General features: G+C 56.6%; 17 protein-coding genes and 1 tRNA gene. 10 read left to right on the top strand and 8 right to left on the bottom strand.

Features of this window, described 5'->3' with window-relative positions:
• Window positions 1–177: 177 nt before the first annotated feature.
• The 4 genes from RRU01S_RS12550 to RRU01S_RS12535 all read left to right on the top strand — a co-directional run bounded on the left by RRU01S_RS12550 (window position 178) and on the right by RRU01S_RS12535 (window position 4,441).
• Window positions 178–1,200 (top strand): amino acid ABC transporter substrate-binding protein, encoded by a 1,023-nt coding sequence (locus RRU01S_RS12550; RefSeq protein ID WP_045230598.1) that lies wholly within the window; start codon window positions 178–180, stop codon window positions 1,198–1,200.
• Between the two features lie 99 nt (window positions 1,201–1,299).
• Window positions 1,300–2,496, top strand: a complete 1,197-nt coding sequence (locus RRU01S_RS12545) for an amino acid ABC transporter permease (RefSeq protein ID WP_045230597.1) — start codon at window positions 1,300–1,302, stop codon at window positions 2,494–2,496.
• A 3-nt stretch (window positions 2,497–2,499) separates the two neighbouring features.
• Window positions 2,500–3,657: an amino acid ABC transporter permease gene (locus RRU01S_RS12540; protein ID WP_045230596.1), complete on the top strand. Its 1,158-nt coding sequence runs from the start codon at window positions 2,500–2,502 to the stop codon at window positions 3,655–3,657.
• A 10-nt stretch (window positions 3,658–3,667) separates the two neighbouring features.
• On the top strand, window positions 3,668–4,441 hold the full coding sequence (locus tag RRU01S_RS12535) for an amino acid ABC transporter ATP-binding protein (protein WP_045230595.1): 774 nt from the start codon (window positions 3,668–3,670) through the stop codon (window positions 4,439–4,441).
• An 80-nt stretch (window positions 4,442–4,521) separates the two neighbouring features.
• Here the strand turns inward: RRU01S_RS12535 and RRU01S_RS12530 are convergent, their stop codons facing one another.
• The 6 genes from RRU01S_RS12530 to RRU01S_RS25325 form a co-directional block, all read right to left on the bottom strand.
• Entirely contained in the window at window positions 4,522–5,367 is an 846-nt protein-coding gene (locus tag RRU01S_RS12530; RefSeq protein ID WP_045230594.1) for a universal stress protein, read from the bottom strand.
• Between the two features lie 161 nt (window positions 5,368–5,528).
• Window positions 5,529–6,302, bottom strand: a complete 774-nt coding sequence (locus RRU01S_RS12525) for a competence/damage-inducible protein A (RefSeq protein WP_045230593.1) — start codon at window positions 6,300–6,302, stop codon at window positions 5,529–5,531.
• A gap of 548 nt (window positions 6,303–6,850) precedes the next feature.
• Window positions 6,851–7,096 (bottom strand): DUF982 domain-containing protein, encoded by a 246-nt coding sequence (locus tag RRU01S_RS12520; RefSeq protein WP_045230644.1) that lies wholly within the window; start codon window positions 7,094–7,096, stop codon window positions 6,851–6,853.
• Window positions 7,097–7,200: 104 nt separating this feature from the next.
• On the bottom strand, window positions 7,201–7,506 hold the full coding sequence (locus tag RRU01S_RS12515; RefSeq protein ID WP_045230592.1) for a hypothetical protein: 306 nt from the start codon (window positions 7,504–7,506) through the stop codon (window positions 7,201–7,203).
• A 498-nt stretch (window positions 7,507–8,004) separates the two neighbouring features.
• A tRNA-Cys gene (locus RRU01S_RS12510) sits at window positions 8,005–8,078 on the bottom strand.
• Between the two features lie 143 nt (window positions 8,079–8,221).
• Complete coding sequence (locus RRU01S_RS25325) at window positions 8,222–8,374, bottom strand: DUF3309 family protein (protein WP_065701140.1); 153 nt, start codon at window positions 8,372–8,374, stop codon at window positions 8,222–8,224.
• Between the two features lie 249 nt (window positions 8,375–8,623).
• On the opposite strand from RRU01S_RS25325, the gene RRU01S_RS12505 reads away from it, so the two are divergent.
• From RRU01S_RS12505 to exoR, 5 genes are all read left to right on the top strand, one after another.
• Window positions 8,624–9,295, top strand: coding sequence for a protein-L-isoaspartate O-methyltransferase family protein (locus RRU01S_RS12505; protein ID WP_045230591.1), 672 nt, complete (start codon window positions 8,624–8,626; stop codon window positions 9,293–9,295).
• A 216-nt stretch (window positions 9,296–9,511) separates the two neighbouring features.
• On the top strand, window positions 9,512–10,441 hold the full coding sequence (locus RRU01S_RS12500) for a PopZ family protein (RefSeq protein WP_045230590.1): 930 nt from the start codon (window positions 9,512–9,514) through the stop codon (window positions 10,439–10,441).
• Between the two features lie 280 nt (window positions 10,442–10,721).
• Window positions 10,722–13,565 (top strand): valine--tRNA ligase, encoded by a 2,844-nt coding sequence (locus RRU01S_RS12495; protein ID WP_045230589.1) that lies wholly within the window; start codon window positions 10,722–10,724, stop codon window positions 13,563–13,565.
• A gap of 424 nt (window positions 13,566–13,989) precedes the next feature.
• On the top strand, window positions 13,990–15,222 hold the full coding sequence (locus tag RRU01S_RS12490; protein ID WP_045230588.1) for an OmpP1/FadL family transporter: 1,233 nt from the start codon (window positions 13,990–13,992) through the stop codon (window positions 15,220–15,222).
• A 522-nt stretch (window positions 15,223–15,744) separates the two neighbouring features.
• The gene (gene exoR / locus RRU01S_RS12485) at window positions 15,745–16,539 is read left to right on the top strand and encodes an exopolysaccharide production regulator ExoR (RefSeq protein WP_045230587.1); all 795 of its coding nucleotides are present in this window, start codon (window positions 15,745–15,747) and stop codon (window positions 16,537–16,539) included.
• 165 nt (window positions 16,540–16,704) lie between these two features.
• Here the strand turns inward: exoR and xth are convergent, their stop codons facing one another.
• Both xth and erpA read right to left on the bottom strand, forming a co-directional pair.
• Window positions 16,705–17,502: an exodeoxyribonuclease III gene (gene xth / locus RRU01S_RS12480; protein ID WP_045230586.1), complete on the bottom strand. Its 798-nt coding sequence runs from the start codon at window positions 17,500–17,502 to the stop codon at window positions 16,705–16,707.
• 96 nt (window positions 17,503–17,598) lie between these two features.
• Window positions 17,599–17,928, bottom strand: a complete 330-nt coding sequence (gene erpA / locus RRU01S_RS12475) for an iron-sulfur cluster insertion protein ErpA (RefSeq protein ID WP_045230585.1) — start codon at window positions 17,926–17,928, stop codon at window positions 17,599–17,601.
• Between the two features lie 193 nt (window positions 17,929–18,121).
• On the opposite strand from erpA, the gene RRU01S_RS12470 reads away from it, so the two are divergent.
• The gene (locus tag RRU01S_RS12470; RefSeq protein WP_045230584.1) at window positions 18,122–19,339 is read left to right on the top strand and encodes a deoxyguanosinetriphosphate triphosphohydrolase; all 1,218 of its coding nucleotides are present in this window, start codon (window positions 18,122–18,124) and stop codon (window positions 19,337–19,339) included.
• Window positions 19,340–19,417 lie beyond the last annotated feature (78 nt).

Raw genomic sequence — 19,417 nt, 5'->3', positions numbered from 1 at the left:
GACGCTTTTTGAAAAATTCCGTTTTTTGGACACAATTCTTGCGGGCGAGACTTGACCGTGACGGCAATTACGATTGTGATAGCGGCGCGCACCGGGAGGTGAGGCGGGGAGCTGGTCCGTAAAGTGACGAGATGCGGCGTCTTCTGAATGACGAATAAGAAACAAAGGTTGGGAAAAATGAAAAAGGCACTTCTGACAGCCGCCATTGGCGCAGCAATTTTCGGAGCTGCATCGGCTGCATCTGCCGCCACGCTTGCAGACGTCAAGGCTAAGGGTTTCGTCACATGCGGCGTGAGCTCCGGTATTCCGGGCTTCTCGAACCCGGACGACAAGGGCGAGTGGTCGGGTATCGACGTTGATTATTGCCGTGGTATCGCCGCTGCCGTCTTCGGCGACCCATCCAAGTCCAAATACGTTGCGCTTTCCTCCAAGGACCGCTTCCCTGCGCTTCAGTCCGGTGAAGTCGACGTTCTCACACGTAACACCACATGGACCATCAGCCGCGACACATCGCTCGGCTTCAACTTCCGCACCGTCAACTACTATGACGGCCAGGGCTTCATCGTGAAGAAGAGCCTCAACGTGAAGTCGGCTCTCGAGCTGTCGGGCGCTGCCGTCTGCGTTCAGCAGGGCACGACGACCGAACTCAACCTTGCCGACTACTTCAAGATCAACAACCTTCAGTACAACCCGGTTGTGTTCGAAAAGGAATCCGACGCGACATCCGCTTACGATAGCGGCCGTTGCGACGTTTACACCACCGACCAGTCTGGCCTTTACGCCATCCGTCTGAAGATGAAGACACCGGACGAGAACGTCGTTCTGCCGGAAGTCATCTCCAAGGAGCCGCTTGGACCAGCCGTTCGCCAGGGTGACGACCAGTGGTTCGACATCGTCAGCTGGGTTCACTACGCGATGGTCAACGCCGAAGAACTGGGCGTCACATCCAAGAATGTCGACGAGCAGAAGAACGCAAACAACCCTGACCTGAAGCGTATGCTCGGCACGGAAGAAGGCACCAAGATCGGTACCGATCTCGGCCTGACCAACGAGTGGGCCTACAACATCATCAAGATGGTCGGTAACTACGGCGAAGTCTTCGACCGCAACGTCGGCGCCGGTTCGCCGCTGAAGATCGAACGCGGTCAGAACGCGCTCTGGACAAAGGGCGGCCTTCAGTACGCTCCGCCAATCCGTTAATCGTCATAACGGCCAGCTTTATGCGGGAGGCGGGGCAAACGCTCTGCCTCCTTACTTATACAAGAAGCTCGCAAAGAGCACACAGAGGGAAAGGTGCCGATGGCAGGCAAAGCGCTCCACTCGGAGTCGTCCAGCTCAAAAAGCGCGACATCCATCATCAATGATCCGCGTATGCGCGGAATATTCTATCAAGTTGTTACCCTGATCATTCTCGTCTTTTTCGTCTGGATGATCACAAGCAACACCATTCATAATCTTCAACGCTCCAATATTTCATCGGGTTTCGGCTTTCTCAATGGCAGAGCAGGCTTCGATATCGGTCAGACGCTGATCGAATATAACAACGACCAGACATTCGGCCGCGCCTTCGTCGTGGGCTTGTTGAACACGCTGCAGGTGGCCATTCTCGGCATCATCACGGCGTCGATCATCGGCTTCATCGTCGGCATTGCGCGTCTGTCGAAAAACTGGCTGGTCTCGAAACTGGCGCAGGCCTATGTCGAAATCTTCCGCAACGTGCCGCCGCTTTTGGTCATCTTTTTCTGGTACAAGGGCGTCATCACCATTTTGCCGCAGGCGCGCGATTCGCTGGAAATGCCGCTTGGAACCTTCCTCAACAACCGGGGCTTCTTCTATCCACGCCAGGTTTGGGGCGAGGGCTCGTGGATGATTCCGGTCGCCTTCCTTGTCGGCATCATCATCACCTATTTCGTCTATCGCTGGGCCAAGGCGCGCCAGATGCGCACGGGTCAGCCCTTCCGCACCGGCATCGTCGGCACCGCCATCATCATCGGCCTGCCGCTGGTGACGTTTCTGGCGCTCGGCTCCCCGATCACCTTCGACTTTCCGATTGCCGGTCGTTTCAACCTGACCGGTGGTGCGGTTGTCGCACCGGAATTCCTGTCGCTTTATCTGGCGTTGTCTTTCTATACGGCATCCTTCATCGCCGAAATCGTTCGCGGCGGTATCAAGGCCGTGGCGAAGGGACAGACGGAAGCGGCCAGTGCACTCGGCATGCGTGGCAACAACATCACACGCCTCATCGTCGTGCCGCAGGCCATGCGCATCATCATTCCGCCGTTGACGAGCCAGTATCTCAACCTCACCAAGAACTCCTCGCTGGCGGTTGCCGTCGGCTTTTCGGATCTTGTTGCGGTTGGCGGTACCATCCTCAACCAGACGGGACAGGCCGTCGAGGTCGTGGCCATCTGGCTTGCGGTTTACCTGACATTGTCGCTGACGACCGCGCTGATCATGAACTGGTTCAACGCGAAAATGGCGCTGGTGGAGAGATAATCCATGACAACACAACACATTTCCTATGTCCGTGCTGACATGGTGCCACAGGCACCCGCACCCTCCAGCCAGGTGGGCATCACCCACTGGCTGCGCACCAGGCTGTTTGCCACGCCCAAAGACGTGATCTTCACCATCCTGGCAATCGCATTTCTGGCCTACATCATTCCACCGCTCGTGCAGTGGCTGTTCATCCATGCCTCATGGACGGGTACAGACCGTCTGGCCTGCCTGACGGTTGCTCAAGGCGGCGCTCTGCCGGACGGACAGTCCGGTGCATGCTGGGCCTTCGTCAACGCGAAGTTCGCGCAATTCATGTTCGGCCGCTATCCATCTTCGGAATACTGGCGTCCGCTTCTGGTTCTGGCAGCCTTCGTCGTGTTGCTCATTCCAATGCTCATCCCCAAAGCACCGAACAAGGTGCTGAACGCGGTCTTGCTGTTCATCGTCCTGCCGTTCGTGTCCTTCTTCCTGCTGGTCGGCGGTTACTTTGGTCTTCCACGGGTCGAGACGCCGCTGTGGGGCGGCTTGATGATCACGCTGATCCTGTCCTTTGTCGGGATCACCGTGTCGCTGCCGCTCGGCATTCTGCTGGCGCTCGGTCGTCGTTCGAACATGCCTGTCATCAAGATGCTGTGCACGACCTTCATCGAAGTCATCAGAGGGATTCCGCTGATCACCATCCTGTTCTTCGCCAGCATCATGCTGCCGCTGTTCCTGCCGGATGGATGGACCTTCGACAAGTTCCTGCGCGCGCTCGTCGGCGTGTCGTTGTTTGCCTCCGCCTATATGGCGGAAGTCATTCGCGGCGGTTTGCAGGCCATTCCGAAGGGGCAGTACGAGGGGGCGGATTCGTTGGGTCTCAACTACTCACAGAAGACGCGTCTTATCATCCTGCCGCAGGCGCTTAAACTCGTCATTCCCGGCATCGTGAACACCTTCATCGGTCTGTTCAAGGATACCTCGCTTGTCTATATTATCGGCATGTTCGATCTTCTCGGCATCGTCAACCTCAACCAGTCCGATGCCAACTGGGCGACACCCGTCACACCCATGACCGGTTACATCTTCGCCGGTTTCATCTTCTGGATCTTCTGCTTCGGCATGTCGCGCTACTCGCTGTTCATGGAACGGCACCTCGACACCGGACATAAAAAGTAAGGGAAAAATCATGGCAGAAAATCAAGCAAAGAAGCTGGCCGTGTCGACGACCGACGTCGCCATTGAAATCACCGGCATGAACAAGTGGTACGGTGATTTCCACGTGCTGCGTGACATCAACCTCAAGGTCATGAAGGGCGAGCGCATCGTCGTCGCCGGTCCATCGGGATCGGGCAAGTCCACCATGATCCGCTGCATCAACCGTCTGGAAGAGCACCAGTCGGGCAGCATTCAGGTCGATGGCATCGAACTGACCAACGACCTGAAGAAGATCGATGAAGTGCGCCGCGAAGTCGGCATGGTGTTCCAGCACTTCAACCTCTTCCCGCATCTGACCATTCTGGAAAACTGCACGCTGGCACCGATCTGGGTTCGCAAGACACCTAAGAAGGAAGCCGAAGAAATCGCGATGCACTATCTCAAGCGCGTCAAGATTCCCGAGCAGGCCAACAAATATCCGGGCCAGCTGTCCGGCGGTCAGCAGCAGCGCGTGGCGATTGCCCGTTCGCTGTGCATGAAGCCGAAGATCATGCTGTTCGATGAACCGACCTCGGCGCTCGACCCTGAGATGGTCAAGGAAGTTCTCGACACGATGGTGGGCCTTGCCGAAGACGGCATGACCATGATCTGCGTCACCCACGAAATGGGCTTCGCGCGTCAGGTCGCCAACCGCGTCATCTTCATGGACCAGGGCCAGATCGTTGAACAGAATTCGCCAGCCGAATTCTTCGACAACCCGCAGCATGAACGCACCAAGCTGTTCCTCAGCCAGATCCTGCATTGATGGGTTCCAACCCTCCACCGAAAAAAAACAACCCGCCGGTCACCCGGCGGGTTTTTTTTATTTGACCCCTCTAAAACTGCTTATCGCGACAGCAATGTCAGCGCGGTCGTCTTGTCCAGCACGGTACGGGTAACGCCGCCGAACAGCATTTCCCACCAGCGGGAATGGCCATAGGCGCCCATGACCAGCAGATCGACGCTGTTATCCGCCAGGCGGCTTTCGATCGCGCTCTTGGCTGATACGCCTTGCGCTTTTTCCTGAGAGGTCACCGTTACGTTGATGCCGTGGCGGGCCAGCGTGGAGGCGAGGTCGTTACCGGCTGGTGGCTTGGCGTCATCGTCGCTGTCATCCGCGCCGAACGAGAATATCTCGACGCTTTCGGCTGCGATCAGGAAGGGAAGCGCATCGAAGACGGCGCGCGTGGCTTCGCGCGAACCATTCCAAGCCACCAGCACGCGCCGGACAGGCTTTGGCTGTGTCAATGTATGCGGCACGAGAAGAACGGGGCGGCCGCTTTCATACAGGAAGTTGTCGAGATCGCCGCGGCTGTCGGACAACGCCGAGGAATTGGGCTGCCGGGCAATCACGATATCGGCGCAGCGCGCGCTTTGGAGCGCAGAGCTGGACGCGTAACCCACGGACGCAATGAAACTGCGCCATTCATGCGAGACGCCGCCAGCCGACATCGTCTGCTTGAAGATACGCCCCACCTCCGTCGTTTCCTCGTGCGCGACTTCCTGAACCGCCTGCACGGTGGCGGGATCGGGAATTTCCATCGGCGCAACGAGCGGAATGGTGGCGAATGTCTCCATGTGGAGACCGACGACGTGAGCGGAGAAATCATTGGCGAGCGAAACCACGAAGCCTTCCAGCTTGTGGGCATTTTCTGCGGTATCCATGACGGCGAGTATCGTTTTGTAACCCATGGCAGGGCTCCTCATCGTGATGCAGCGCGGTGCGACGAGATGCGGCGACAGCGCTCCTACTGTTTCAGCCTATGATACCAAGCCTGTCGCAGCATTGATCGCGATCAAACGACGGGTTCAGCACTATGGCTCTTGCTAAAACGTCTGGATCCTCAGCTTGTTCACGCGCTGAGAGCAGCTTTCTGCTCCGCGATGGTCTGCAGCATCGTTTCGACGTCCTTTGTCGCAGCGTTCAGCGCCTCTGCATCGCGGGCTCGTACGACGATTTCGGTCGAAAAACGCTGCCCGTCGTACTTCGGGTAAGAGCCGATGCTGGTTTGTGGGTGGGCTTTCTGAACCGCACTCAGAGGTGTGCCGATATCGCCCTCGCCATAGGGCGAATGGACGGCCTGAGACAGCACCTTTGAGCCGGTGCGCAAGGTGGGGATGACATTATCCAGCATGGCCTGAAAGACCTGCGGCACGCCTGCCATCACATAGACATTTTCAACGATGAAGCCAGGCGCCACCGAGACGGGGTTGACGATGTGTTGCGCCCCGCGCGGCATCCGGGCCATGCGTTTGCGCGCCTCGGTAAATTCCATCTCGCGCTTCTGGTACATCTCGCCCAACAGGCGCATGGCCTCCGCATCGTGCTCGCAGGGTAGGCCGAAGGCTGCGGAAACGGCATCTGCGGTGATATCGTCGTGGGTCGGGCCGATGCCGCCTGATGTAAAGACGTAGTCGTAACGCTGGCGCAGCGCATTGAGCGCCTCGATAATGTCAGCCTCCTCATCCGCGACGATCCGCACTTCCTTGAGATCGATACCGGACATCGTCAGCACATCCGCCAGATGGCCGATATTCTTGTCCTTTGTGCGCCCGGACAAGAGCTCGTCGCCAATGGCGAGCATGGCAGCGGAGACAAGGCTTGATACGGAGGAGGGTGCAGACATCAGGATCACTCACAAGGGAATATCGTCAGACGTTACCGCGCGGCACGAAGAATGCAACACGCTGACGGCTGAAGGGCGGAGAAAAGTGATTGGCGTATCGGCGAAAAAAATGCGGCTGGAAAGCCGCATGTGTTTCTCGCTCAACAAATTGAGTTTTTACAGAATAAACGGATGAAATAGGTCTTAAACGACCGGGTTGATCATCATCAGGCAAGTGACGATCACGAGACCAAGTGCAGATACTTCCAGCAAACTGTTGAGACCGTCGCGCATCGCTTTACCCTCCATGTTCCGTGGAAGAAGAACGTGCAAAACTTAACGAAGTTCCGTGACAGGCGGATGAAATGAAGAGTTTTCTATTTGGATTATGACAACTGGATCAGGTCACCAACAACGCAAAAATCCAGTGGCCGACAATGCTGGTCAGCAGGCACGCGAAAAGGAGGATGAAAAGGAGCTTTTTCATGAATAAATGCCTTGGGAACTTCTAAGCGTGTTCTTTAGCCGGTCGTTCGCGAAAGATTAAGACAGGAATGCGGCCTGCGTCACTATGACTTCACGTCTAGCCCGGCCTCGATGGCAGCCTCGATGAAGGCCTGACGGGCATCTTCCGGTTTTTTCTTTCCGGCATCGACAGCAGCGAAGACCAGCAGGGCGCGATCCAGCTTCTCACCGTCTTCTTCCGGCCAGTCCTCGATCAAGGCCCAGGAGGCGGCCTGCGTCGATTCGATGCTGACATAGACGCCGGGCTCTTCCAGAGCGACGAGAACAGGTTTTTTCCACGGCGTTTGCATGATCGACCCCATAACGGCTGCACTCAGGCGCGTTTAAAAGGTTCCGACCCTCAGTTCAATGGACAATCGGCACATGCAAGTCGATCCGCTTAAGTGTGCGTGCGTCAGTCGTCTCGACCGAACAGAGACCAGTCCCTGACGATGCGGCGATCGATAATCTTGAGGGAGCGGTCAGGCTGGATTTGATATGTCTCGATGACCCTGTCATCGAAGCGGCGGAAATTGTGTGTGAAGGTGCTGCCGATCGGCGATTTGGTCAGCTTTGTGCGCGGCTGGCCGCGGTAAGTGATGCTGCCGGGGATCGGCTCCAGACTGTAAGATGAGATGGTCGTCGCGCTGAAACCAGTCGCCGTACATCCCGCCAGAGCCACGGCCAATCCTGCACTTACGAAAGCGATGGTCAGTTTCACGAGATTCTCCCGTTCACTATTGGGTTGTATAGATGATGCGATAATCGTTAAGGCGTAAACTACTGAGGAGAAGGGATGTTCCACTGCGTGATCATGGCCACTCGTATGTGTTAATCCGGCGACAGACCTATTGATCCCTTTCCACTTGTCCGTGATCACGGCCGCATCGTGGGCAGACCCGGTTTGGCCAGGGATGGTAGATATAAAAGTATTTCGCATCCGTTTTGAAAAGCGAGAGCCCGCATGTTGGACAGGCGATAAAAAACAATATGATAACATTAAACGCGATAAATGCTGCGATGCCAGGAGCGGTCGTATCCCACCCGAAGGCGGCGGGAAGACGTTCGCTCCAGTCGGGCGACGTCATGACCGCCGCTGCCGATACAGCTAGGAATAACCAAGCCTTGACATAGAGAGACGTCGCACCACGCCGTTTCATTGATCACTCCGGACTAAGCGCAGACATTTCAATTGTTTAAGGAGTGGATTTGAAGTCTTTGGAGGCCTCGCCCGGAATTGAACCGGGGTACGAGGATTTGCAGTCCTCTGCGTCACCACTCCGCCACGAGGCCTCACTGGAGTGATTTCTCACGCCATGCCGGGGATTTAGAACGAATCCATTTTGCGTGCAATAGGGTAGGTTGGAAAAAGGCCAAGAAGTTTGGTGGAAAAAGCCGCACGGCTCATCATGAACCGATACGGCTTTTCGGCACGGTCAGATTCGACCGAGCAGAACCAGAATGAGCACGATGACCAGCACCAGACCAAGGCCACCGGACAGACCGTAACCGTAATTGTGGAAGCCCCAGTTCGGCAGCGCGCCGATGAGGAAGAGGATGAGGAGGATGACGAGAATTGTACCAAGCATGGTGGCCTCCGACAGTTTCTGAGTGTTTACAGTCCCTTATCAACGTTTCGTGAGATAAAAAGTTCCCGCATTCCGATTGCCTTGGGTTGTTTGCATTGTGGAGCCACGTTCAGCAGGGGACGAGAACGCTTTTTCCGCAGGGTGTCGCGTGGTTGCGCTTGAAAGCAGGGACGCAGCCAATTAAGACGGTATTCAAACAGCGCTCGGCCGTTCGGCTGCTGGCGCGCTTGTATGTGAGGCAGACACGACATGATGGATTTCGAAACCGCACGCGCCAAGATGGTGGACAGCCAGCTGCGCACGACCGATGTGACCTCGCATTCGGTTCTGAACGCATTTGCCAGGGTGCCGCGCGAGGAATTTGTTCCTGCTGGCATCAAGCAGATTGCCTATGCGGATGAGGATTTGCAGATCTGTCCGGCCAAGGACGGCATCGGCGCGCGCTACATCATGAAGGCGTCGCCTTTGGCTAAGCTCTTGCAGCTGGCTGCGATCACCAAGGATGATGTCGTTCTCGAAATCGGTGGCGGCACCGGCTATGTTGCGGCCGTGCTGTCGCAGCTGGCGGCTTCGGTCGTTTCGCTGGAATCGGATGAAGAGCTGAGCGCGACCGCCGCCAAGACATTGTCCTCGCTGGGTTACGACAATGTCGCAACCGTTACCGGCCCTCTAGACAAGGGCTACCAGGCCGAAGCGCCCTACGATCTGATTTTCATCAACGGCTCCGTCGAGCATGTGCCAGCGGCACTGCTCGAGCAGTTGCGCGATGGCGGTCGTCTCGTGGCCGTCGTGGGTTACGGAAATTCTGCCAAGGCGACGGTTTATCGTCGCGATGGCAAGGGCACATCGTCCACGACCTTCTTCAACGCATCGGTCAAGCCTGTTCCGGGCTTTGCCAAGACGCGCGAATTCGTTTTTTGATCAGAACAGGGCGCTCCTGCGACGTTCCAGACGCCGGGCTCGCAAGCGCCCGGCTTTTTCTTTGTCTGAGAGCGGGATGAAATAAAGCTGTGTAGCAAGCCACTTAGTGGCCGCTCACGGATTCATTTCCACCCAGGAGTACCGTACACTGATCATGATTCGGAGTGTGCATGATCTGCTCCGTTCCGTCTTTGAACGTGGAAATCGGGGATATCAATGGCTCAGTCCAGCGTCGCGCGCGAACCATCAATGGAAGAAATTCTGGCATCCATTCGCCGCATTATCGAAAGCAACGAGCCTGCCTCCACCGACGCTTTCGGTGCGCCATTGCCGCCGGTTTATGACGAGGACGAGGAGAGCGACAATGTATCGTTTGCCGCAGAACTCGCAAGCCCGCCTGCCCATGTGCCGCCCGCCGCAAACCAGGGTTTTGGCGCGCGCCAGCAGCCTGAACAGCTGAACATGACGCGGCCTGAAGGCGGTGACGCGACCGAAAAAACCATGTCGCTGGCCGATGTCGCCGCACGGGTGAGAGCCGCCGCAGACCGCAACGCCACGCTGGGGCCTCAGGGTTATGCCGCGCAAAGGCTTGTGGAGCCTGCACCCGTTGCCCAGCCTGCGATGCAGGCTGCTCCGCAGCCGGAGCGTTATGTGCCTGCGCCGCGCCCGGCCGACGTTCGCCCCTTGATGAATGCACACCAGGCAGCCGTTGCGCCGCAGCCTCAGCCGCCTGCACCATCCTTCTTTGATCGCCCGGCTCCCGCGCGTGAGCCGCAGCCTGTTCCGGTGTGGGAAAACCTGGAGCTTCGCGGCGCCGTGGAGCCTGAACAGCCGGCACCTGTGCCTGCACTGGCGGACGTGGTGGAGGAGCAGCCTGTCGCAGCCGCTGCGCCGGAACAACAAAAGCCTGAGGACAACAGCCTGTCGCTGAACCTGATTTCGGCCGCCGCCGGGGCACAAATCCAGCGTTCGTTTGGCGAGCTTGCCGAAATGTTTGACGGCGTGGAGCGCCCCACCGTCGAGCAGATGGCACAGGATATGTTGCGGCCGATGCTGCAGGACTGGCTGGAAGACAACCTTCCGACGCTGGTCGAGCGACTGGTGCGCGAAGAGATCGAACGGGTTGCCCGCGGCCCGCGTCGCTGACATCAGGCCATTCTTTGGCCTTTTGAGAGGCTATGTTTTTACAGCATCAAAAGCCGCCCTTTAACGAGGCGGCTTTTTGTTTGGTAGGCTTTGCCGTTGAAATCTCGACTGGCTGTTGACTCTCCACCGCCCATCCGTATTTAAAAAATCAAACATATGGCGCATTGCGATCCCTGGGATTCGTGGTGCACTGTAGATTCCTGTCGTGTCGCATGTCGCTTCCGCAAAATCGCTGCAATCTGCGCGACATGCTCCAGAACTCTAAAATTCAGGTCCGTCAATGCTCGAAAAGACCTACGATTCCGCATCCGTAGAACCCAAAATCGCCAAAGCCTGGGACGAGGCCAACGCGTTTCGCGCTGGCGTGAACGCCAAGCCGGGCGCGGAAACGTTCACAATCGTCATTCCACCGCCCAACGTGACTGGCTCGTTGCATATGGGCCACGCGCTCAACAACACGCTTCAGGACATCATGGTCCGTTTCGAGCGTATGCGCGGCAAGGACGTGTTGTGGCAGCCGGGCATGGATCATGCCGGCATCGCCACGCAGATGGTGGTCGAGCGCAAGCTGATGGAAAACCAGCTTCCCGGCCGCCGCGAGATGGGCCGCGAAGCTTTCATTGAAAAAGTCTGGCAGTGGAAGGAAGAATCCGGCGGCTTGATCTTCAACCAGCTGAAGCGCCTGGGCGCATCCTGCGACTGGTCACGCGAACGCTTCACGATGGATGAGGGCCTTTCGCAGGCCGTTCTCGAAGTCTTCGTCTCGCTCTACAAGGAAGGCCTGATCTACAAGGACATGCGCCTTGTGAACTGGGACCCCAAGCTGCTGACGGCGATTTCCGACATGGAAGTCGAGCAGTTGGAGGTAAAGGGCAACCTCTGGCACTTCCGCTACCCGCTCGAAAAGGGCGTGACCTATGAATATCCTGTCACTTTTGATGAAGACGGCAAGGCAACTGAATTCGAAACGCGCGATTATATCGTCGTTGCCACGACACGCCCGGAAACCATGCTGGGTGACACCGGCATTGCCGTGAACCCGGAAGACGAGCGCTACAAATCCATCGTTGGCAAGCATGTCATCCTGCCGATCGTCGGTCGCAGGATTCCGATCGTTGCCGATGACTATGCCGATCCGACAGCAGGCACGGGTGCCGTCAAGATCACGCCAGCGCATGACTTCAACGACTTCGAAGTCGGCAAACGCTGTGACCTGCGCGCCATCAACATTCTCAATGTCGATGCGACAATCACCATCAAGGAGAACGAAGACTTCCTCGAAGGTCTCGATCATCCAGCCGCCCTGCATGGCGCATGGGATCGTCTTGAGGGTCAAGATCGTTTCTACGCCCGCAAGGTCATTGTCGAGATTTTCGAAGAAGCTGGCCTTCTCGACAAGATCGAACCGCACAAGCACATGGTGCCGCATGGCGACCGTGGCGGCGTGCCGATCGAGCCGCGCATGACCGAGCAGTGGTGGGTGGACAACAAGACGCTGGCCAAGCCCGCGATCGAGAGCGTTCGCGAGGGACGCACCAACTTCGTGCCGAAGAATTGGGAAAACACCTATTTCCAGTGGATGGAAAATATCCAGCCATGGTGCATTTCGCGCCAGTTGTGGTGGGGTCACCAGATTCCGGCCTGGTATGGTCCGGATGGTCAGGTCTTTGTCGAAAAGACCGAGGAAGATGCCTTGCAGGCCGCCATCCAGCACTATCTGGCCCATGAAGGCCCATGGAAGGCCTGGGTCGAGGAGAAGCTCGAGAATTTCAAGCCCGGCGAAATCCTGACGCGTGACGAAGACGTTCTCGACACATGGTTCTCGTCTGCGCTGTGGCCATTCTCCACACTGGGCTGGCCGGACAAGACGCCGGAACTGGCGCGCTATTATCCGACCAATGTTCTGGTCACCGGCTTCGATATCATCCCGTTCTGGGTGGTCCGCATGATGCAGATGGGTCTGCATTTCATGAAGGACGATGCTGGCAATCCGGTCGAACCGTTCCACACGATCTACATTCACGCGCTGGTTCGCGACAAGAACGGCCAGAAGATGTCGAAGTCCAAGGGCAACGTCATCGATCCGCTCGACCTGATCGACGAATACGGTGCGGACGCGCTGCGCTTCACGTTGGCCATCATGGCGGCGCAGGGGCGCGACGTGAAGCTGGACCCGGCCCGCATCGCCGGTTACCGCAACTTCGGCACCAAGCTGTGGAACGCGACGCGCTTTGCCGAAATGAACGGCGTCAAGCGTGATCCGCACTTCCTGCCGGAGGCAACCACGCAGACCATCAACCGCTGGATTCTGACCGAACTGGCCGATGCTGCAAAAGAGGTGACGACGGCGATCGAGAATTACCGTTTCAACGATGCGGCAAGTGCGCTTTACCGCTTCGTGTGGAACCAGGTGTGCGATTGGTATCTGGAACTGTTGAAGCCTGTCTTCAGCGGCGAGGACGAAGTCGCCAAGACCGAAGCGCAGGCCTGTGCAGCTTACGTTCTGGAAGAAATCTACAAGCTGCTGCACCCCTTCATGCCGTTCATGACGGAAGAGCTGTGGGCGCATTCGGCAGGCGAGGGCGAAAGCCGCGCCGATCTGCTCTGCCACACGGACTGGCCAGCGCCCCAGTTCCGGGACGACGCAGCGGCAGCCGAAATCAACTGGCTGATCGATCTCGTCTCCGGCATTCGCTCGACACGCTCGGAAATGAACGTGCCGCCGGGCGCCATGGCACCGCTGGTCATCGTTGCCGCAAGCCCGACGACGGAAACGCGCCTCGACCGCCACTCGGCCGCTATTCGCCGTCTGGCCCGTGCAGACGAAATTCTGGCGGCAGACGTAGCGCCGAAGGGTTCGGCACAGATCGTGCTGGGTGAGGCTACCGTGTGCATTCCGCTGGGCAACCTGATCGATGTCGCAGCCGAAAAGGCCCGGCTTGAAAAGGCTATCGGCAAGGCGGAAAGCGAGCTGGAGCGGATCGACAAGAAACTGTCGAACGAGAAGTTCGTGGCCAATGCCGACCCGGAAGTGGTGGCCGCAGACCGGGAACGCAAGGCGGGACTGGAAGTGCAGATCAAGAGCCTCAAGACCGCTCTTTCGCGGGTCAACGAAGCCGGTTGAGCTGATACTGTTGTGATCTAAAAAAAGCGCTCCTCTTGCAGGGGCGCTTTTTCGTTGAGCCTTGCGGTGAGCGGAGAATCAACTGTTACATCCGCAAATCGCCAGTCCCATCGGCTGCCACCGCGTCCTTATTACGTCGGGCGTCGATGCACTGAGGCGAAACCGCGGCTTTTGCATGTGAAAATTGTGGATGTTGTCGGTTCGCTACACCTGCAGGGTTGAGCGCCAATTTGTTCCAAGAAATTGGTTTAAAATTCTAATTTTTGGAATGAAAATCCAGTTTCTAACGTCAAATCCATTGCGGTCAGCATCTTACGTCAAGTTTTTTTGCGCTGCAAAAACGTCTCGGCGCGCGCCGCAGATTGTCTTTCGTTTCAAAGCATTGCACGTTCTGCGCATCATATTGCCTTGATTGGGGAGAGAGATGGCAACACAAAATCATTTTATCAGTGGCGCTTTGGGCCTTGCTATCGGTATCACGTCGATCACGCCTGCTTTTGCAGGTGGTCTTGAGCGTGGTGGATATAATATTGACCTGCTTTTCGACAGTTCAAGATTTGCCGCTGAATCGACGGCAACGTTTGTTGCGCCTCAGCGTAAGCTTAAGAATGCGCAGGACAGCCAACCGAGTGTTCCTTTCGGGCTAACCTACACTGGATCGACTGCCAACGACTCTGAAAGCTATTGGGTGCCAAGGGTTGGGCTAAAGGCAGGGTTCGGTGATGCCGTCGATTGTATGGCAGATTATTCCCAGCCTTGGGGAGCACACACAAAGCCTGGTGCTAATTGGGCCGGTCGAAATGAAAATATCGAGACGAAGGTTGAAAGCGATAACTACGCTCTGACCTGCTCATACAAGTTTGATGTCGGCAAAGGGCAGGTGCGCTTCATCGGTGGTGGTTTCTATCAAGAACTGTCTGGTTTCAAAGAGCGTCAGGTTACTGATCCTTTATTCGGTGGATCGGGCGTTGGCCGGCTTGATCTTAAGGGTGACGGATGGGGCTGGCGTGCTGGCATTGCATATGAAATTGAGGAATATGCGCTCCGGACAAGTCTGGTTTACAACAGTGCTGTAAAACTTGACGATATTACAGGCACACTTAATCTCTCTCAAGTGGCAGCTATCGGCGGTCCTGTCATTCCTGTCTATGGTTCGCAGGATATGCCTGACTCACTCGAGTTCAAATTTCAAAGTGGCATAGCCCCCGGTTGGCTGGCTCTGGGTTCGGTTAAGTGGACGGATTGGAGCCAGTTCTCTAAGGTCCCATTCTATTGTCGGACTGCAACGGCGCTCGTTTGCGCGGCTGGCGGGGAAGCAACATCTCTTGATCTTGGCTATCGTGATGGCTGGACCATTTCTGGCGGTGTTGGACACAAATTCAATGATCAGTGGAGCGGCGCTGTCACCGTCACGTGGGACCGTGGAACCTCTCAAGGCTTCGGCACTCAGACAGACACGTGGACACTCGGAACGGGTGTATCCTACTCACCAACTGAAAATGTTGAGTTCCGCCTTGCTGGTGCGATTGGCATTCTCACGAGCGGTAGTTCGGGTGAGGTTGTCCTGAACGGGGAGACCTACGGTGATGAGGCTTCTTACAGCTTCGGCAACGATCTCGTCGCTGCCGTTTCCACCTCGGTCAAAGTAAAGTTTTAACACCCGTTAAGACGAAAACGAACCCGGTCTTTCAAGGCCGGGTTTTTTGTTGCCTACTGCTAATATTGTGACGATTTGGCAACATATTTCTGCAACCTTCACGTAACGTAAGAATGCGGACGTATTTGTCCATTTCCCGCCACAAACAAGTTGCTTGTTTGTCTTCGAGAGACGCGGGGAATGGAAGACTATGCAGGCTTTAAGGGTGGCTTTGCAGGTTTGGTAGAGGTGAAAACGGGTTAGGATTCAGTGTCTAAGCAAGTAAAAGCGGGTTTTCAATTCGCGCGCTTGCTTCACGGAATCCGCAGGGCGGTTAAACGCCGTGATGTTGCCGAAAACGGCAGATATATTCGTTGGCATGAAAATACTGATCTGGCACCACAATTGATCACTGGCAGCGCATCTGACGTGCGCGGCTGGAAAGACGCAGTGTGTTCTAAATTCTCAGCTGAGCTGGGAATACTTTGTAGTCGTGTTTGCGTACTCGCTATAGGCCGGGAAGAGTGAGAGAAGTTCGTTGAAATGCTGAAATGTGATATCAACGTTTTAAAGCCGCTATGTCTGGGAGTGTTGCTCGTATCGATGGCAATACCGGCCGCAGCTTTTGACATCAATTCCGGGGTGACGAAGGAATCCGGTCCTTTTGATCTCTTCAAGTTCGGCTTCAAGTCGTACAAGAACGGCAAGAAGGACGATGCCGTCGAGGCTTATCGTTATGCCGCCGAAAAGGGTCACACGGGCTCGCGCTGGGCACTGGCCAACATGTATGCCTATGGCGATGGCGTCGCCAAGAATGACTTCGAAGCTTTCAAGATTTACAGCGAGATTGCCAGCCAGGGCGTAGAGCCCGGCTCCGAGGATACCGGCTTCTTCGTCAACGCGCTTTTGTCGCTTGCCGACTATTATCGTCATGGCATTCCCGGCAGCCCCGTCAAGACAGACCTGTCACAGGCCCGCCAGCTCTATTTCCAGGTTGCCTCCACCTTTGGTGTGGCCGAAGCGCAGTTCGAGCTTGCACAGATGATCCTGGCGGGCGAGGGCGGCCGTGCGGACACCCAGCAGGCCAAGAAGTGGCTGAACCAGGCCCGCAAGCACGGTCACGCCGGTGCCATGTCCATCTTCGGCAATCTGCTGTTTCAGGAAGGTCAGACCGTGCGCGGGCTCGCTTTCATGACGGCTGCACTCGACAAGTGCTCGGCCGCGAACTGCAAGTGGATCCAGAACATGCAGGAACAGGCTTTCTCGGTAGCGGCGGAAGACGATAGACGGGTGGCCATATCGCTTGCGCAGAATATTGCGCTGGGTGACGCGGACTGAGTTTGAGGCGAAACACACTGGTGTCTTCGTCATCCCGGACTTAAAGCCAGAATCTAGCGACCTGACGTCTGTTTGCTCACAAGAGTCTCACGCGCCGCCGACGCGGCACTGCTGGATACCGGCTCAAGGCCGGTATGACGGATGGAAAAGACGATTTTCTGCCCTTCACGACGCCAGCGGAAAATCGAAATACCCACAGACCGGAACATGATCGGACGGCTTTTCCCAGGCGCGGACGTGTTTCTCGATGGAGACCGATCGCAGCCTGTCTGCGGCTTCGCAGGATAACATCAGGTGGTCGATGCGAATGCCGTTGTTCTTCGGCCATGCGCCGGCTTGATAATCCCAGAACGTATAAAGGCCAGCTTCATCCGTTGTCGCGCGGGTGGCATCCGTCAGTCCGAGGTTTTCCAGTTTCCGGAACGCGGCACGAGTCTTGGGCAGGAACAGCGCATCACCTTCCCAGGCGCGCGGGTCGTAGCAATCGAAGGGTTCGGGGATGACGTTGTAGTCGCCAGCCAGAATGAGCGGTTCTTCGAGAAGCAGGCGGTTTTGCGCAAAGCGGGTCAGACGCTCCATCCAGGCCAGCTTGTAAGGGTACTTGACCGGATCATCCGGCGGATTGCCGTTCGGCAGATAAAGCGAACAGACGCGGATGGCGCCGCCCTTGACCGAGAACACGCCCTCGATGAAACGGGCCTGCTCGTCGGCGTCGTCGCCCGGCAGACCGCGATTGATCTCGTCCGGCATCATCTTCGACAAAAGTGCGACGCCGTTGAAGCCTTTTTGGCCGTGCGTCTCCACATGATAACCCAACGCCTCTATGTCTTGGCGCGGGAAGTTTTCATCGACGGATTTGATTTCCTGAAGGCAGGCAATGTCAGGGCTCGAATCCTTCAGCCACTGGCAAAGGTTTTCGATACGCGCTTTGACGCCGTTGATGTTCCAGGTAGCGATCTTCATCGGACATTCCATTTTCGATTATGGAATCCGTTTTAGACCATGCTCGCACGAATGCCACCCGTTTTCACGGTTTCAACAGGCGTTATGTTGATAGGCTCAGATCGAGAAGCTGGTGCCGCAGCCACAGCTTGCAACGGCATTGGGGTTTTTGATCTGGAAGGATTGTCCCAACAGATTATCGACGAAATCGATCTCCGAGCCTTCCATGTAGACGACCGACATGCTGTCGATCAGCACCTTGGCGTTGTCTCTGGAAATGACGAGGTCGTCGTCCGTGGGCGCGCCATCGAGATCGAACTTATAGGAAAAGCCCGAGCAACCGCCGCCTTCGACGGAAACGCGCAGGGATTGCTTGCCCTCTTCGGAGGCAACGATCTGGGCGATTCGCTTCGCGGCGGATTCGGAAAGTGTAATGTCTCTGGTCATGGTGTTTCTCCTACCGGGGTCAAGAACCGGAGAGCGCTGTTTTCTCGTAATGGCCATTATAAACCAGTCAAATTAACGGTCTATAGGCTTGTTGCGCGGCGATGACGCTTTGCGGCAACCTTCGGGATAGGTATGAAGGGTAGATGAAAAGGTCAATGGCAAGACCATGTGATAGAGTTCAGCAGGATAAAGAATGATAATCGATCAGCGTGCATTGGGTTTCGGAAGCGGAGAGCGGGCGGTTTATGCCACCGACCCCTGGACGACGCGCGGACGATTGTTTCCGGAAGGCTCTAGCCTCACTCGCTCCGATTTTCAGCGTGACCGTGACCGCATCGTCCACACCACCGCTTTCCGTCGCCTCAAGCACAAGACGCAAGTGTTCATCAGCCCTGACGGAGACCATTATCGCACACGGCTGACGCACACTGTGGAGGTGGCGCAGATCGCCAGAGCGCTTGCGCGTGCGCTGAAGCTGGACGAAGATTTGGCGGAAGGTGTGGCGCTGGTTCACGATTTCGGTCATACGCCCTTCGGCCATACCGGCGAAGACGCGCTGGACGAGATGTTGAAGCCCTATGGCGGCTTCGACCACAATGCCCAGTCTCTGCGCATCGTCACCAAGCTTGAGCGTCGCTACGCCGAATATGACGGCATCAACCTGACGTGGGAGACGCTGGAAGGACTTGTTAAACACAACGGTCCGCTGATCGGCGAGAACGCTAGAGGTGGCCATGGTCCCGTTGCGCTGCCCATCCTGGAATATTGCGAATTGCAGGATTTGGAGATCGGGACGTTCGCAAGCCTTGAAGCGCAGGTGGCGGCAATAGCCGATGACATTGCTTACAACACGCATGATATCGATGACGGTCTTCGCGCGGGCTATCTGACCTTCGAGATGCTGGAGGAGGTACCGTTCCTCAGTGCATTGATGGCGGAAGTGAGGGCCAAATATCCCAACCTCGAAGACGACCGCTTTGCACATGAAATCATGCGCCGTCAGATTACCCGCATGGTGGAAGACGTGATCGGCGTTGCGCAGCATAATCTGTTGAAGCTGAAGCCGACATGCGCTGCCGATATCCGCGCGGCCGATTTTACCGTGGCGGCGTTTTCGCCTGACATGGCTGAGACGGACCGGCAGATCAAGAAACTGCTGTTTGCGCATATCTACCGCCATGCCGATATCATGCGCATTAGGGCAGGGGCGACACAGATCGTAACAGACCTGTTTCATCGCTACATGGAAACCCCCGCCGAAATGCAAAGCCACTACTGGGTGGACAGTATTCCGGGTATGAGCGTGGCCGCAAAAGCCCGGCATGTTGGAGATTATCTGGCCGGGATGACCGACAGTTATGCACTGAAAGCGCACCAGCGCCTGTTTGACCATACACCCGATTTGCGGTAGGCAGCGGGCCAATACGGACCGGTTATACGGCCCGATGAGCCGGATCGCCCGGACTGAGATGCAAGCCGTTTGCGCAGG

The organism is Agrobacterium rubi TR3 = NBRC 13261, assembly GCF_000739935.1.
Taxonomy (GTDB): Bacteria; Pseudomonadota; Alphaproteobacteria; order Rhizobiales; family Rhizobiaceae; genus Agrobacterium; species Agrobacterium rubi.
The sequence above is the reverse complement of the archived record's forward strand: the minus strand, read 5'-3'. Positions and strand labels throughout refer to the sequence as shown.